Genomic DNA, 17,224 nt, shown 5'->3' on the forward strand with positions numbered 1-17,224 from the left:
CTCACAAATCCGGCAAATTTTAGCCTCAATTTAAGAACCACAAAAGATATAAATCAAAAACCTATAGTTTAACGGCACTTAGAAAATTGGAAAAAACAGTAATGACGCGTTTATTTTTAAACAACCTCTAAGACTTTCGGTTACTAATACTTTCGGCATATGGTTCACCTGTGACGTTACAGGTACCCTTTGGCGGCAGGCATTTTCTAATAGTGTGTGTTTCATGATACGAAAATGACCTGGTATTTAAAAAGGTTATCGTTGGTAAATGAAGAATACCCTTGAAACAGTCTTGTTGATCCCGTCAGTATGTTCCTGCAGACAACCAATTCTTTTCTGAACTCATCAGGAATTCATTTAATATTCATTTACCGAACGGAGCAAAGCTGATTTTTTTGTCGTTTTTATAGCTAAAATATCTTTTTACCCCTTTTTTTTTGACGATTAACCACCCGTCGGTTATATGGATTTGATCGACCTTAGCTGCCATAAACCAAATTCTGCGTGCTTTATTTATTATTTGATCTATAGCCAGCCAGGTGATAAACCATTGGCGGCTGAACAAATTGCACGTGTTTTTTTAATCAATAATTAACCCTAAAATTTTAAAACATGAGAAAAAATTTACTGAAGGAATTTTCACCGCATGGAAACGCAGGAAGAACTTTAAGTATACTGCTTGTTGGTGCTGTTGCCTTTTTATCCCCACTGGGCGGGCATGCGAAGAGCCTGGGGCATGCAATAACAGCTGAAAGGCTGAAAAACGCGGACCTGACCATAACGGGTGTGGTAACAGATGAAAAAGGATTGCCACTTCCCGGGGTCACTATTCTTGTTAAGGGAACTACACAAGGTACGGTATCTGATAGTAACGGTAAATATTCCATAACTGTGAAGGATCAAAATGCTTATCTTGTATTCAGTTCTATAGGCTATATGTCGCAGGAAATCGCGGTAAACGGGAAATCAGGCATCAATGTGCAGTTGGTTGGGGATTCCAAATCTTTGAACGAGATTGTAGTTGTAGGCTACGGCTCACAGAAAAAAGCCACCCTTACAGGTTCAATATCACAAGTTAAAGGGTCCGAGTTGGTTAAAAGCCCCCAACCCAATCTTTCAAATGCGCTTGCGGGCAGGTTTTCCGGCGTTATTGTCAATAACCGCAGCGGTGAGCCTGGCTATGATGGCTCAAACATCACCATTCGTGGCTTAGCAACTACCGGTAAAAATGATGTACTTGTTGTAGTTGATGGTGTACCCGGTCAGATAGGTGGTTTGGAAAGGCTTGATCCTAATGATATCGAAAGCATGTCGGTACTAAAGGATGCATCGGCAGCCATATATGGTAACAGGGCGGCCAATGGCGTTATTTTGGTTACTACCAAAAGAGGTAAAACCGGTAAGCCAACCATTAATTACAGCTTTAACCAGGGCTTTAGTTCACCTACCCGCCTGCCTAAAATGGCGGATGCGGCAACTTATGCCCAAATCATGAACGAGATCAACTATGACTCGAACCCTGCCGGTGGCTTAAACCAATCTTACACCGCCGCTCAGATCCAAAAATTCAAAGACGGATCTGACCCGCTTAACTATCCAAACACCGATTGGGAAAAACAAACGCTTAAGAGTACTGCCCTGCAAAATCAACATAGTTTGTCTGTAGCTGGTGGAAGCGATGACGTGAAATACTTTGTATCCCTTGGTACCATTTACCAGGATGGTTTATATAAAAACGGCGCTACCAAATATCACCAATATAACTTCCGCTCAAATATTGATGCCAACGTTACCAAACGGTTAAAAGTTGGTTTATCACTCTCTGGTCGCGAAGAAGACCGGGCGTTCCCTGTGGTTGGTGCAGGCAATATCTTTCGTTCTGTATACAGGGCAAAACCTATAGTTGGAGCRTATTATCCAAACGGCTTGCCAACAACGGGTATCGAAAACAACAACCCTGCTGTACAGGTAACTGACATTGGCGGAACAAATAATAACCCGACACAGGTTTTAAACGCTATTTTAAAGGGCAGTTATGCTATACCTGGTATTGAAGGTTTATCACTCGATGGATTCTTTTCGGTAGATAAATCAAATACTTTTGATAAAAACTTTAGCAAGCCGTACATTTTATATAGCTATGATCAAACCACAAATAATTATAATAAAGTTATAGTCGGCGGCAACAACAATAAGGCTACGCTGTTCGAATCACAGAATAACCAATCGCTCATCACCTCAAACATCAAGCTTAACTTTGTACGGAATTTTGGGCTGCATGACATCAACGCGTTTGTTGGTTATGAGCAAAGCAAAAATCACCTGGAGTATTTTGATGCTACCCGCTTTAACTATTTATCATCACAATTACCAGAGCTGTCACAAGGTGGTGGCGCAGCTACAGACTATCTTAACTCTGGCTACAGCTCAAACTACAACCGCCGTAGTGTTATTAGCCGTTTAGCTTATGCCTATGACGAAAAGTATTTATTTGAAGGCCAGTTCCGCGCGGACGGCAGCTCTATCTTCCCAAGTGGGAAGCAATGGGGATATTTTCCATCAGCTTCTGTTGGTTGGAGGATCTCAAAGGAAGACTGGTTTAAAAACAGTGTTGGTTTTTTTAATGATCTGAAGTTAAGGGCTTCGTACGGTTCATTAGGTAATGATAACGTGAACGGTTTTCAGTATTTTGATAATTATGTTTTGGTTAACAATGGCTTTGTTGCCGGCGATCCCTCGACCAATACAAATACTATTCAGCCAAACGTTAACCTGGTAAAGCTGGCAAACCCCAATATAACCTGGGAAGTAGCCAAAAAGCTTGATATAGGCATAAACGCTACTTTCCTGCATGATTTTACGTTAGAGGCCATCTATTTTAAACAAAAAAGGTCTGATATTCTTACTGCCCGTAATGCTTCATTGCCCGGTTCTTCGGGTATTGTAAACCCTTATAATGATGGATCTGCTACTTACAACCCTTTGGTACCATCTGAAAATATAGGTAAAGTTAACAGCCAGGGTTTTGAGGTAACTTTGGGATACAACCATACCAGCAATGAATTTAGCTGGGGTGTAAGCGGCAATATGACCTATGCCAAGAGTAAGATAATTTTTATTGATGAAGCCAGCGGTACTTTAGCCTATCAGCGCCAAACCGGTTTACCTTTAGGTACCAGCCTGCTTTACAATAGCATTGGCATATTCCGTACCCAACAGGAGCTTGACAGCTACCCGCACGTAACAGGTGCTAAAGTTGGCGATTTAAAATATCTGGATTATGGTATCGATGGTAAAGGCGATGGTAAAATAACAGCTGATGACCAAACACGCACCAAGTATGGCAATATCCCGCAAATTACTTACGGCTTTACGGTTAACGCAGCCTACAAAAGATTCGACTTATCAGTATTGTTTTCAGGACAGGCTCAGGTTAGCCAGTATGTTTTACCAGAAGCGGGTAGTGTAGGTAATTTTTACAGCAGCTGGGCAGATAATAGGTTCAGCCCGTCAAATACCAATGGAACTTATCCGAGGGTAACCGACCGGGCATCTAATGCTATAAGCGGCGGACAATATAATAGCACTTTCTGGCTCAATGATGCATCGTTCTTCAGGTTAAAGAATGTGCAGTTGGGCTACAATTTCAATGCGCCGTTCCTTTCAAAAATTAAAATCGGTGGCTTAAGGGTATATGCAAGCGCATTCAACCTGTTTACCATTACCAAGGTGAAGGACTACGATCCGGAAGGAACAAGTGGCAGCGGCCAGTTTTATCCGCAGCAAAGAATTTTAAACTTAGGTGTTAACGTGAAATTTTAATCAGAAGACGATAATGAAACTACAATATAAAACCCCGCTATATTTTATTATGGGCGGTATGCTGAGTATTACAGCATGTAAAAAAAATCTTTTAGATGTACAGCCTACGGATAGGATAGCTACTTCGGCCATTGAGGCAGACACGGCTGTTTTTGAGGCCTTTGTAACCAACCGTTATATAGGAGCCAAGTTACAAGATAAAGAGGGTGATGGCTCAAACCCAGGTTTTGGCCGCGGTTTTGAATATAGTATGTGGAGCTCCCTTACCGACGAATCGATCTATAACAATGATGATGCAACCTGGCTTGTGCAAAGAGGGCAGCTGGCTCCTGAAAATTTAGGCGGCGCCGGTGTACTTTGGGGCCGTAGCTACAGGAGTATCAGGGAATGTAATTACGCTTTAAGTCTTTTGCCAAACCTGCCTTTTAGTACAGGGCACAAAACGCGTATTGAAGGCGAACTGAAATTTATAAGGGCGTTCCGCTACCAGGACCTGATCCGCAATTATGGCGGCGTTGTTTTAATGAGCGATAAAGTGACTAATCTTACTGATAATTTGCAGGATCCGGCACTGTTTAAAAGGGCCAGCATTAAAGAAAGTATTGATTACGCTGTGGCCCAGCTTGATGATGCTGCTTCAAAACTCCCTTTAGATAATGACGGCAGCTGGGTTTGGGGGCGTGCTACCAGGGGCGCTGCATTGGCTTTAAAATCAAGGTTGTTGCTTTATGCTGCAAGTCCTTTGTATAATGCAGGCAGCTGGACTAATGCTGTTACCGCAGCACAGGCGGTTATCAGTCTTAATAAATATGGGATATATGCCGGAGGGTATAATAACCTCTTTTTAACAAATGAAACCAACGAAACCATTTTTGCACGTTTATACACCAAAAACGCTAACCATACCCACCTGGAAATTGCCAACGGTCCAAACGGTTATGGCGGCTGGGCTGGTAATACCCCGCTGCAAAACCTGGTTGATGATTATGAAATGATGGACGGTAAAGCCATCACTGATCCCACATCTGGTTATGATCCTACTCATCCATATGTAAACCGCGACCCAAGATTTGCGGCGACCGTGCTTTACAATGGGGCTACTTACAGGGGGCAAACGATAGACGCTTTTGTTCCGGGCGGCAAGGACAGTAAGGATGGACCTGATAACTGGAATACCACTAAAACAGGTTATTATCTAAAGAAATTCATGAACGATGCATACCCGCTTCAAAACCCGTGGGGTAATGCCGGTTTTCAGCCATGGATCTATTTCCGTTATGCCGAAATCCTGTTGAACTTTGCTGAAGCTGCGAACGAGGCGTATGGCCCGGATGTTATCCCTGCAGGTTCAACCATATCTGCACGCGCAGCCATTAACCAGATCAGGTCGCGTCCAGGTATTAACATGCCAGATTTGGCCCCAGGCCTGTCACAATCGCAAATGCGCGATGCGGTGCGCTATGAGCGCCGTGTAGAGCTGGCTTTTGAAGAGCATCGTTTTTATGACGTTCGCCGCTGGAAGATTGCCGACGTTACAGAAAACAAGCCGGCCGCCGGGGTTATCATAACCAAAAACGCCAATGGCAGCTTTGTTTACACACCTAAAGTAGCGTTGGATGGCCGTTCCTTTGCAGCCAAACATTACTGGCTGCCAATACCACGAGCCGAAATTCAGGCATCAGGTGGTCAGTTGCAGCAAAACGCCGGCTATTAATAGTAATTATACCGGGGGAAGGAACTTCTTGTTCTTTCCCCCTTTTTTTAACCAAATACTAACCTATAACACAAATTATGAAGAACCTACGTATTTTATTATTGATGGGATGTTGTGTGGTGGCAGGCTGTAAAAAGGACATGATCGCGGTAAAGCAATCATCAACAGTTGAAGTAAAAACCGGAGAAAAAACAATTAAAACAGACTCAACACCGGCAAGCGCGCTTAAAGGTGTTAACTGGGCGGCAGATGGCGATAACTTCAGCGATGGGATCCTGGTGTTGAGCGGGCTCACTTCGTCAGACAGTTATGCTACAGTATCGGCCAAGGCTGATGCAGTATTATCCGGCATTCAAACCAATACCGGGGCCAATACGGTAAGGTTGCCGGTTAATTATTCAACCGTATCACAAGCCTGGTGGAACTCCTATACAGGGGTTATCGATAAAGCCCTGAACAAAGGGATGAACGTCATATTAGGGTACTGGGAAGCCAAATCGTCCGAAGATGGGAAGATTGATAACACTACAGAGTTTTGGTCGATGTGGCAAACCATTGTTACCAAATACGGCGGTAACGCACATGTATATTTTGAGGTTTTTAACGAACCTCATGGTTATTCTTTAACCGACTGGACTACAATTTGCGCCCAATGGTTAAGCAACTACCCTTCAATACCCCAGGGCCGGATCCTGATCAGCGGTACTTCTTATTCGCAGGATATTACAGGTGTAGGTGCCGACAGCCGTTTTTCTGGTTGCCTTTTATCCATACATGATTATACTTTCTTTAGCAACGGTACCAATACTACCGCGTTACAATGGGAAAACAGGTTGAAAGGTAATATAGGCAGCTACAGCAGCCGTGCGGTATTAACTGAATTTGGCGTACCTATGACTGGTGGAAAAAATTACACCAGTGCAATTGGCGGAGACGTGGAGATAGCTTATCTGCAGGGCCTCACCAACCAGGTGCGCTCCTTTGGAATGGGAGCTGTTTACTGGCCGGGTATTCGTACCGGTGACAGTTACAGTATCCAGCAGCTGAATGGTACCGGCACAAGTTTAACCGTATCCACCACAAATGCATCAGGCTTAAGCCGTATCAAATACAGCTGGGGTGTGGGCGCCGGAGGTACCGATACCTTTTATACAGGTGCATACTACCGGTTTTTAAATTTAAACAGCGGCCTGGCGCTTGATGTTAACGGCGGTTCAACAGCCAATGGGGCAGGCATCATACAATGGCCGCAAAATGGCGGCAATAATCAGCAATGGCAAATTACGAATAATGGCGGCGGCTATTACAAAATAACCAACCGTAACAGTAGCCTGGCGCTTGATGTTAACGCCGGTTCAACAGCCAATGGAGCGGGTATAATACAATGGCCATGGAATGGCGGCAACAACCAGCAGTGGCAGCTTACCGCAACCGGCGATGGTATATACAAGGCTATTAACCGTAACAGCAGCCAGGCGCTTGATGTTAATGGTGGCTCCGTAGCCAATGGTGCAGGCATAATTCAATGGCCATGGAATGGTGGCAACAATCAGCAATGGCAAATTGTACAACAATAATAATTTTGCAATAAAACAGTGCGGCAGCGCACTGTTTTATTTAAATATGATGATACTAAGATCCACTATAAAAAAAATCCTCCCGGCTGTCATAGCTTTAGGGCTAACTGCTCATTTTGCAAACGGCCAGGTTAAGGAGGTTACGGTAAATATCAATGTTTCAAAAACGTACCAAACCATCAATAACTTTGGTGCTTCTGATGCATGGTCATGCCAGTTTGTAGGCAATTGGCCCGATGATAAACGAAACAAAATTGCCGACCTGCTTTTTAGCCGTGAAACATACGCCGATGGGTCACCCAAAGGTATAGGGCTGTCGTTGTGGCGGTTTAATATTGGCGGAGGCAGCACCCAACAGGCAGATAAAAGCGGTATTAAAGACGAATGGCGCCGTGCCGAATCATTTTTAAACAACGATGGCAGCTACAACTGGCAAAACCAGGCCGGGCAGATATGGTTTTTAAAGGCAGCCAAAAAGCGGGGGGTAAATCAGTTCCTGGGCTTTAATAATAGCCCGCCGGTGCAGTTTACCATCAATGGTAAAGCTTATGCAAGCGGTGGTAAAGTAAATATTGCCGCTGCCAAATATGATGCCTTTGCGGCATACCTGGCAAAGGTGGTAAAAGGAGTGGAGCAGGTAAGCAAAGTTGAATTTGATTATATAAGCCCGGTTAATGAGCCCCAATGGGACTGGAGTGACGGCGGACAGGAAGGATGCCCCTATAACAACATGGAGATAGCGGGCCTGGTAAAGTCAATCAGTAAAGAGTTTGTGAAAAATAATATCAGTTCAAAAATTCTTATCGGTGAGGCAGGGAGCATTAACTATTTGTTTACCGCAGGTGATAAGCCGGGGAAAGGGCACCAGGTAAATGATTTTTTCAGACCTGGGTCAGCAAACTACATCGGCAACCTGCCGGCTGTGAGCAAAACAATTGCGGCGCACAGCTACTTTACCACATCTCCAATGGTATCAGCAGTAAAAGCCCGTAAGGCGCTCGCAGATAGTATAGCCACTATAAAGGGGCTTAATTTCTGGCAATCGGAATATTGTATATTAGGCGATAATGCAGGTGAGATAGACGGTAATAAACGCGATCTGGGTATTAACGCTGCACTGTACTTAGCCTCGGTGATCCATACCGACCTAACCGCCGCAAACGCATCGGCCTGGCAGTGGTGGACAGCTATTTCGGCTTATGACTATAAGGATGGCCTCATCTATATAGACAAAAATAAAACCGATGGTAATTTTTACCCCAGTAAAATGCTTTGGGCCATGGGGAATTACAGCAGATTTATACCCCCCGGTTCTGTAAGGCTTGATGCCAAAGTTGCCGCCGCGGGGGATAGCCCCTTGCTTGTTTCCGCATATAAAAAGGGGAAGAATTTAACTGTAGTTATTATCAACCCTACCGCGGATAATGTAATTGCCGGGTTTAACACAAACAATGCCAGGGTTCAATTTACGTCCTCATACATAACGTCGCAGGCAGATGAACTCAAAGCCGGTAAAATAATAGGAACTAAGAATATAATACCGGCCCGCTCTATTATAACGTTAACCGGTGTTATCGAATAAAATGTTATTCTATCTGAAATGAAAAATAAAATCTATCTGTTTCTTTTTTTTACCGGGATATTGTTTCTCCCGTTCATACTCAGAGCCCAGGATATAGGCAAGCCTGTGTTATTTAATTCTGCCTGGAACTTTCACAAAGGCGACATCAATACAGGGATTAATGGCCTTGCCACCGAAACCCAATGGAAAACAATTGACTTACCCCATGACTGGAGTATCGAAGGGCCATTTAGTGATGAATGGGCAAGTGCCACCGGCTACTTACCCGGCGGCATAGGCTGGTATAAAAAAAGTTTTACTGCCAATAGCAGCTGGCAGGGCAGGCAGGTATATATTTATTTTGATGGGGTGTATAAGAATAGCGAGGTGTGGATAAACGGCCATTACCTGGRCAAGCGTCCTAATGGTTTTATTCCCTTTAAATATGAGCTTAGCCCTTATTTAAATTTAAATGGCAAAAACACGGTAACCGTTAAGGTTGATCACAGCGAATTTGCCGACTCAAGATGGTATACCGGCTCGGGCATTTACCGGAATGTTTATCTTATTGTTAAAAATAAGGTACATGTTGACCCATGGGATGTGGCATTTTCTACACCAACGGTTTCGGCAAATCAGGCTACCATAAAGGTTAAAGTAAATATTACCAACAACACTGTAGGTGATGCAAATGTGACTGTAAAGGTGAACCTGTTTAACGACAAGTATAAAGCGGTTGCATCTGTACAAAAACAGCTTAGAGTAAAAGCCGGAAAACAGGAGGTGGAGTTCGGGCAAAAAATAGCTGGTCCAGAATTGTGGGACACCGAAAATCCTCACCTGTATAAACTCCGTGTGTCGCTTAGCCGCAATGGCAATTCCATTGATGAGGTAACACAGAATGTAGGCATTCGTAGTATCCGTTTTGATAAAGATAAAGGCTTCTTTTTAAATGAGCAAAGTACTAAGCTAAAGGGGGTATGTATCCATGATGACGCGGGTGCGTTGGGTGTGGCTGTCCCGCAGGAAGTTTGGGTACGCCGCCTTAGGATATTGAAAGATGCCGGTGTTAATTCACTTAGATTGAGTCATAATCCCCATGCTGATTATTTATATGAACTGTGCGATAAAATGGGTTTTTTGGTAATGGATGAGGCCTTTGATGAATGGGAAATAGGCAAAAATAAATGGGTATCCGGCTGGAATGCAGGCACCCCTTCAAAGAATGGTTATCATGAATATTTTAAAGAATGGGCCGATCGCGATATCCGCGATATGGTGCTGAGGGCACGTAACCATCCCTCCATTATTATGTGGAGTATTGGTAACGAAATTGATTATCCTAATGACCCTTATACGCATGAAGTATTAAACACCGGCCGCAATCCGCAGATCTATGGGAAAGGGTACCTGGCAGACCATCCTGCCGCCAGCGGGCTTACTACGATAGCTAAGCAACTGGTTAAAGCCGTAAAGGGTGTTGATGAAACCCGCCCGGTAACTGCTGCATTGGCAGGTGTAGTAATGTCGAACGAGGTTGGTTTCCCGGATGTATTGGACGTTGTGGGCTATAATTACCAGGAATACCGCTATCCGGATGATCATAAAAAATATCCCGGCCGCATCATTTACGGCAGCGAGAACGGTATGCAGCAACAGGCCTGGAACGCTGTTGACAGTAATGAATATATCTCGGCCCAATACCTTTGGACAGGAATTGATTACCTTGGTGAAGCCGGCAAATGGCCGCAGCGCAGTAATGGCGCCGGCCTTATTGATCTGGCCGGCTTTAAAAAGCCCGAGTATTTTTTCAGGCAAAGCCTTTGGGCTGCTAAGCCGATGGCCTACATCGGCACACGTGAAATTACCAGCACCGATGGTAAGGGCATCTGGAGTCACCGTACGGCCGAGCCGGTTTGGAACTGGCAGCCAGGTAGTAAAATAAAAATTGATTGCTTTACCAACTGCCAGGAAGTAGAGCTGTTTCTGAATGGCCGATCCTTGGGTAAACAATCGCGGAGTGCGGCAAAGGGACAGGTACCTTCATGGTCGGTAGACTATCAGCCAGGTGAGCTTTTAGTTAAAGGATATAACAACGGCATTGAAGTATGCACCAATACCATAAAAACAGCCGGCGAGGCTTACCAGCTTAAAGCTATAGCTGATAATACCGTATTTGCCAGCAGAGTAAAAGGTTTAAGCCAGCTTGAAGTATACATAACTGATAAAAATGGCAACCCTGTATTTGCCGCCGATGATGAGGTAACTGTATCAATTATTGGCCCGGCTAAATTATTGGGATTGGAAAATGGAAGCAACAGCAGTCATGAAAGCTACCAGGCCAGTCAGCGAAAAGCGTTGCGCGGGCGTTTGTTAGCTTATATACAAACTACGGGTAAACCGGGAAACGTGAAAGTGCAGTTCAGCACCGGTAGCCTCAAATCATCAACCATAACATTAACCGTAAAATAGCCCTTACATAATCCCTTATAAAAATTTAACACCTGTATTTTAATTTATGAAACTAATAAAACTATTGTTCCTGTTTGTTGCCCTGTTAGCGTCGACTCAGTTGCAAGCCCAGAATGCCAAACACACTTTCTCCCTTAGCGATACCGCATTTATACTTGACGGGAAGCCGCTGCAGATCATATCCGGCGAAATGCACTACACCCGTGTACCGCGTGAAGCCTGGCGCCAGCGCATGAAAATGGCTAAGGCTATGGGACTTAATACTATTGGTACCTATGTTTTCTGGAATGTTCATGAGCCGCAAAAAGGTCATTATGATTTTACCGGTAATAATGATATAGCCGCGTTTGTTAAAACAGCCCGGGAGGAAGGCCTTTGGGTAATATTACGCCCAAGTCCCTATGTTTGCGCCGAATGGGAATTTGGTGGTTACCCATACTGGCTGGAAAACGAAAAAGACCTGCAAGTGCGTAGTACGGAGCCAAAATATCTGGAGGCCTATCGTAAGTATATTATGCAGGTAGGTAAACAGTTGGCACCATTACAGGTAAACCAGGGTGGTAATATTTTAATGGTTCAGATTGAAAACGAGTACGGATCATACGGAAGTGATAAGAATTACCTCGCCCTTAATCGTAAAATGTTCATTGATGCAGGCTTTGACGGTCAACTGTATACATGCGACCCCGAACCTGCCATTAAAGACGGGCACCTGCCCGGGCTATTGCCAGCCATTAACGGCGTGGATGATGTGGCCAAAGTAAAACAACTGATAAAGGAAAACCATGACGGAAAAGGCCCGTTCTTTATTGCCGAATGGTACCCGGCCTGGTTTGACTGGTGGGGAACTCAACACCATACTGTCCCTGCCGAAAAGTATTTGCCGAAACTTGATTCTGTACTAAATGCCGGCATCTCCATTAATATGTACATGTTTCATGGCGGCACAACCCGTGGTTTTATGAACGGGGCCAATTATAGCGATAAAGACCCCTACGAGCCGCAGATCAGCAGTTATGATTATGATGCCCCGTTAGATGAAGCTGGCAATGCTACCGAAAAATTTATGGGTTTCCGGAATGTGATTGCAAAGCATTTGCCTGCCGGCGTACAATTGCCCCCGGTTCCAGCGGCTAAACCTGTCATCAGCATAAAATCAATTCAGCTTAAACAAACTGTAAGTTTATTGAATACATTACCAATACCTAAGGAGAGCTTAAACCCGCTTACTTTTGAAGACCTGCACCAGGACTATGGTTTTGTTTTGTATCGCACCACAATTAAAGGAGGCAAAAGTGGTTTTATCAAGCTTGATGGATTAAGAGATTATGCGGTAGTAATGGTAAATGGGAAAAGAATAGGGACCCTTGACCGCCGGCTAAGACAAGATAGTTTACAGCTTATTTTACCGGCAGGCAAAGTAACACTTGATATACTTGTTGAGAATTTGGGGCGCATTAACTTTGGTAAATATCTGTTGCAAAACAAAAAAGGTATTACCGGAAAAGTGCTTTTTGACGGTAATCAATTACTGAAATGGAAAACGTATTCTCTGCCATTTAACAATTTGAGCGCGGTAAAATTTGGCATTCAAACAGAAAACACACAATCGCCGGTTATTAAAAAAGGACAGTTTAACCTGGATACTATCGGTGACACTTACCTTGATATGAGCAATTGGGGCAAGGGCGTAATATGGGTAAATGGCCATAATTTAGGCAGGTACTGGAATGTCGGTCCGCAACAAACGGTTTATTTACCGGCCGAATGGCTTAAACAAACGAACGAAATTGTTGTATTAGAGTTAATTAAACCAGGGGAGCGAAACCTGACCGGATTAAGTAAGCCGGTGTTAAGTACAATGTAACCTAAAGAATATTTTTGGCTGCAACATAGTGCGAGCTAATTGGGGTCTGCTAAAAAGAGCTTAGACCAGTAACATTTGGAAATATCCAAAACAAAGGCTGTTACAGTATTGCAGAGAACTACCGGCAAGGGGGTGTTCAAACATAATCTCGTTTATTCAGAGGGGGCGTTTAGAACACCCTCTATCAGTGAAGTGTTTGCTCATCACCCTCTTAGGACCGGAGAAAAATGGCTGATCTTTGTGAAACAATCCTCGGTGTTTTTGCGGCAAAACCCCTTTAGTTCAACAAAAAAACTTGTTAAATCGCTAATCACTTTGATTGAGCATATAGAGGAGATAGCGCAAAATACGCCTTGAAACATAAAAAAGCCCGTTTTCGTTAGAAAACAGGCTTTTGAAAGTGTGGTGGCTACTGTACAAATCTCGAACTATTTCCTTTCTGATTTGCACTTAATGGTGGATTTGGATTTATAGTTTTTAGGATTCACTTTTTTCTGTTATGATTGTATGTAATTTCTGATGCGGCCTTTAAACGACGGTTAGCTAATTGTAATTGTTTTCTCTTATCGAGCTTTCCCATATACAGTGACCTATCGGAGCCTGGATAACATGCTTTCCATATTTCAAGGCCAACCTGCAATGCAACATCACAAAATTTGCGGGATTTATCTATCCAATCTTCAGGTGACATCCAAATTCTATGCTTAATAGGCGAATAATGTACAGAGACATTTCTTAGTGCCTCAAATTGGTCAAAGAATGATACAAATGGTTCCTTTCTCTGCTGATCATCCGTCACATTGAGTGCAAGTTTCTTATTCGGCCGGATAATCATTTGTAAAGCTTCAATTTGGTGTTTTAAGTTCATGTAGCCACCATTTTTCTTAAGCCCTTTTAAAGTTAGTATTTCACCGGCTGAAAGATTTTTCTCGTTGCGATAAAGAAAATCAAATCCGATATTGTTAATCAAACATTCAATAAAGGAATAAAACGTTAACACCGATAAACGGCTGTAGTTCGCGACTTCATATTTAATATCTGTTACATCACTATCAATAGTGGACATTCCGGCACCATTGACATCTCATTCCGGAGATGCTTTACAGGTAATTCCGAAACACTTCGACCAGGTTAACCAACTGCCTATTAGATGTATTTTTCCTTGTCGCCAAAACAAATCGTTGCTCTAAAGCGCACGGAATGGATGGTCAAGCCTTCCCGGAATATCCAATATGAAACAAGAATGATTTATTTGCTTTTATCGGATGTAGCAACCTCAATGGATCGGGTAAACTTGCGAACGAATTGACTTGTGCAGAACCGCATTTGCGAAGGTTCTCAAGACAAAGCGGATAAATGAAAATCCTTCTGATTATTAGCTGAAAATAATCAGCCCAAAAAAGGTTAAATTAGCGTTTTAAAATAACATGCTCGATAATTTCTTCAATAAACTATCAAAAGGTATAACACTAACAGAAGCTGACAAAGCAATTTTCAGACAGCATGTTACCATAAAGAAATTAAGAAAACATCAATATTTTTTGCAGGAAGGAGAAATTTGCAAATCGGTGGCATTTGTTAATAAAGGCGTGCTCCGCTCTTATCTTGTTGATGAAAAAAACAACGAACGAATTATTCAATTTGCGCCGGAGGGATGGTTTATTTCTGATATATCCAGTTTTATAACTGAAGATAAATCTAATTTGAATATTGATGCATTAGAAGATACTGAATTGATATTAATGAGCAAAGCTGCGCACGTATATCTGGAGACTGCTATTCCCGAATTTTTCAAATTTAATTATGCTCAGTATCGCGGTGCATATATAGCGCTGCAGAAAAGGTTGATAGATATGTTCACGCTATCAACCGAACAAAAATACACCAAACTGCTAAGTATTTATCCGGATATTATGCAGCGCGTCCCGCAACATATGGTCGCCTCTTATCTGGGGTTAACACCGGAAACGTTAAGCCGTGTGAGAAAAAAGCTCTTCGTAAAAAAAGACTAAAATAATATTGATTCATTGATTTGAATCAATATTATTTCTTGATTCAAATCAATACATCGGATGGGAATCCGCTCTATTTTTATCCCGAAGGTTCCTGTCGTCAAATTAAGCATTCGAATGAAAATTTGGCGCCCTCAAGTTTTCATTTAACTAAATTCAAACCAATTATTAAACATGAAGAAATTATTATTATTTGCAGTTACACTGCTTCTACAAACGTCTTTATTTGCCCAAACGACCACATGGAAAAATGATAAAATGCATTCCAAACTTAAGTTTACCGTTACCCATCATTTGCTTTCGGATGTAGATGGTTTGTTCAAAAAATTTGATGTGACCATAACTACGACGAAGCCCGATTTCAGCGATGCTGTTTTTGAACTTTCCGCAGATGTGTCGTCAATCAACACGGAAGTTGAAATGCGCGATAATGATCTGAGAAGTGCTAACTTTTTTGATGCTGCGAAATACCCGGCTATCACGTTCAAAAGTTCATCAATAAAGGCAGACGGAACGAACAAGTATAAGCTTACCGGCAACCTGACCATGCATGGTGTTACAAAACCCGTAACGATGGATCTTTGGTATCGCGGAACAAAAGAGAACCCAAATAGCAAGAAAAACGATGCCGGTTTTAAATTACGGGGTACATTAAAGCGTTCAGACTTTAATATTGGTTCAGGCACTCCTGTCATACTCGTAAGCGACGAAGTAGAAATTGAAGCTGACGGCGAGTTTGCAAAAGCCAATTGATAATTCCGATCAAGCAACTTTCATCAGCATTGAATAATTGATGCATACCAATTATTCAATCCAACCTGTCGTTCTTCTTAAACTATAATATGATGAAAAAATACATCACTGCCATTGCAGTTGTTTTAACTACCCTTATCACCAACCGGGCTTTTGCACAGTTACCCGTAATACCTCTTGCAAATCAAAAATCCTTGTTACAAAGCAACGACCCTAAGCTTGCGACTAATAAAAAGCTCGTGTATGATTGCTGGCGGGAAGTGCTGGAAGCGGGGCATCTTGAGCTGGCAGATAAATATCTTGCCGAAAGCTATATGCAGCATAATCCAAATGTTCCAACCGGACGAAAAGGATTTGTTGAGTTATTTTCAAAATTTGCGAAACCTCAACCAATTGTGGATACTATAAAAGCCCCGGTGGTTGCCATTGTTGCGGAAGGTGATCTGGTCGTGATAAGCTTTGCCGCGAAATTGCCAGACCCAACAGACAGCACGAAAACCTACACCACAACCTGGTGTGACATGTTTCGGATTGAAAACGGAAAGCTTGCAGAACATTGGGATGGGGCGCAAAAAACAAAGAATTAATACAGCGTTGTTCTCCTGGTTCAAATCCTGACGGATCCGGGTGACCGAAATAGAGAAGAACGTTTACATCAGGCCAAATAATGAACTGATGTCAAACATTTCTTGAAATACCATTTAATACAAAGTTATGTATATGTCAAGCAGAAGAAAATTCTTAGGGCAGTTGTCACTTGTTACCGCTGCAATTACTCTCCCTAAATTTGCCAGTTCTTCAGTTCAGGCTGAAGATGGTTTCGTAATAGCTGAAGTTTCTGAGGGCAAGCTTAGGGGCATCAGAAAAGATGGGGTTTGTTTATTCAAAGGTGTTCCTTACGCCGGAAGCCTCTCGGGTGACAGGCGGTTTAAAAGACCGGCAAAACTGGAGCCCTGGCAGGGTGTCAGGGATGCGTTGGAGTTTGGACCACCCGCCATTCAGGGCGATACTTTCAATCCGTCCTCACGGGAGGACTGCTTATTTCTTAATATCTGGACACCAGCTAATGACGGCAAAAGGCGACCGGTAATGGTCTATAACCATGGCGGCGGCTTTTCCAACGGCTCCGGCGCGGCACCTGGTCAGGATGGTACAAACCTGGCAAAATTCTTCGATGTTGTAGTTGTAGAAACAAACCACCGGTTAGGGCTGATGGCCTTTCTGTATCTGGAAGATATTGCAGGTCCGGAATATGCCGGTTCTGGTAATAATGGCCTTCTGGATATTGTCGACGGCTTAAAATGGGTGAAAAAGAACATTGCAGCTTTTGGGGGCGACCCTGATAATGTGATGATCTGGGGAGAATCAGGCGGCGGTGCAAAAACAAGCTGTTTGTATGCTATGCCGGCAGCAGCACCTTATTTTAATAAGGCTTCTATCGAAAGC

At 43.1% G+C, this 17,224-nt stretch carries 11 protein-coding genes; 10 read left to right on the top strand and 1 reads right to left on the bottom strand.

The genetic code is table 11. From position 1 onward, the window contains the following. The first annotated feature begins 612 nt into the window (after nucleotides 1–612). From AC1DPZ_RS09535 to AC1DPZ_RS09560, 6 genes are all read left to right on the top strand, one after another. On the top strand, nucleotides 613–3,822 hold the full coding sequence (locus tag AC1DPZ_RS09535) for a SusC/RagA family TonB-linked outer membrane protein (RefSeq protein WP_477402745.1): 3,210 nt from the start codon (nucleotides 613–615) through the stop codon (nucleotides 3,820–3,822). A gap of 13 nt (nucleotides 3,823–3,835) precedes the next feature. Continuing rightward, on the top strand, nucleotides 3,836–5,536 hold the full coding sequence (locus tag AC1DPZ_RS09540) for a RagB/SusD family nutrient uptake outer membrane protein (RefSeq protein ID WP_477402746.1): 1,701 nt from the start codon (nucleotides 3,836–3,838) through the stop codon (nucleotides 5,534–5,536). Nucleotides 5,537–5,613: 77 nt separating this feature from the next. Continuing rightward, complete coding sequence (locus AC1DPZ_RS09545) at nucleotides 5,614–7,113, top strand: RICIN domain-containing protein (RefSeq protein WP_477402747.1); 1,500 nt, start codon at nucleotides 5,614–5,616, stop codon at nucleotides 7,111–7,113. A gap of 46 nt (nucleotides 7,114–7,159) precedes the next feature. After that, the gene (locus AC1DPZ_RS09550; RefSeq protein WP_477402748.1) at nucleotides 7,160–8,695 is read left to right on the top strand and encodes a glycoside hydrolase; all 1,536 of its coding nucleotides are present in this window, start codon (nucleotides 7,160–7,162) and stop codon (nucleotides 8,693–8,695) included. An 18-nt stretch (nucleotides 8,696–8,713) separates the two neighbouring features. Further along, entirely contained in the window at nucleotides 8,714–11,146 is a 2,433-nt protein-coding gene (locus tag AC1DPZ_RS09555) for a glycoside hydrolase family 2 TIM barrel-domain containing protein (protein ID WP_477402749.1), read from the top strand. 46 nt (nucleotides 11,147–11,192) lie between these two features. After that, complete coding sequence (locus AC1DPZ_RS09560) at nucleotides 11,193–13,013, top strand: glycoside hydrolase family 35 protein (RefSeq protein WP_477402750.1); 1,821 nt, start codon at nucleotides 11,193–11,195, stop codon at nucleotides 13,011–13,013. Nucleotides 13,014–13,497: 484 nt separating this feature from the next. On the opposite strand, the gene AC1DPZ_RS09565 is transcribed toward AC1DPZ_RS09560, so the two are convergent. Then, nucleotides 13,498–14,079, bottom strand: a complete 582-nt coding sequence (locus tag AC1DPZ_RS09565; protein WP_477402751.1) for a hypothetical protein — start codon at nucleotides 14,077–14,079, stop codon at nucleotides 13,498–13,500. A 361-nt stretch (nucleotides 14,080–14,440) separates the two neighbouring features. On the opposite strand from AC1DPZ_RS09565, the gene AC1DPZ_RS09570 reads away from it, so the two are divergent. From AC1DPZ_RS09570 to AC1DPZ_RS09585, 4 genes are all read left to right on the top strand, one after another. Then, a complete protein-coding gene (locus AC1DPZ_RS09570; protein ID WP_477402752.1) occupies nucleotides 14,441–15,025 on the top strand; it encodes a Crp/Fnr family transcriptional regulator in 585 nt (194 codons plus the stop codon). A 174-nt stretch (nucleotides 15,026–15,199) separates the two neighbouring features. Beyond that, on the top strand, nucleotides 15,200–15,778 hold the full coding sequence (locus AC1DPZ_RS09575) for a YceI family protein (protein ID WP_477402753.1): 579 nt from the start codon (nucleotides 15,200–15,202) through the stop codon (nucleotides 15,776–15,778). A gap of 89 nt (nucleotides 15,779–15,867) precedes the next feature. Next, entirely contained in the window at nucleotides 15,868–16,365 is a 498-nt protein-coding gene (locus tag AC1DPZ_RS09580) for a nuclear transport factor 2 family protein (RefSeq protein ID WP_477402754.1), read from the top strand. A gap of 133 nt (nucleotides 16,366–16,498) precedes the next feature. After that, nucleotides 16,499–17,224 (top strand): carboxylesterase family protein (locus tag AC1DPZ_RS09585; RefSeq protein ID WP_477402755.1); only part of this gene is annotated, 726 nt, incomplete at its 3' end.

Source organism: Mucilaginibacter sp. P4_G9, assembly GCF_056400985.1.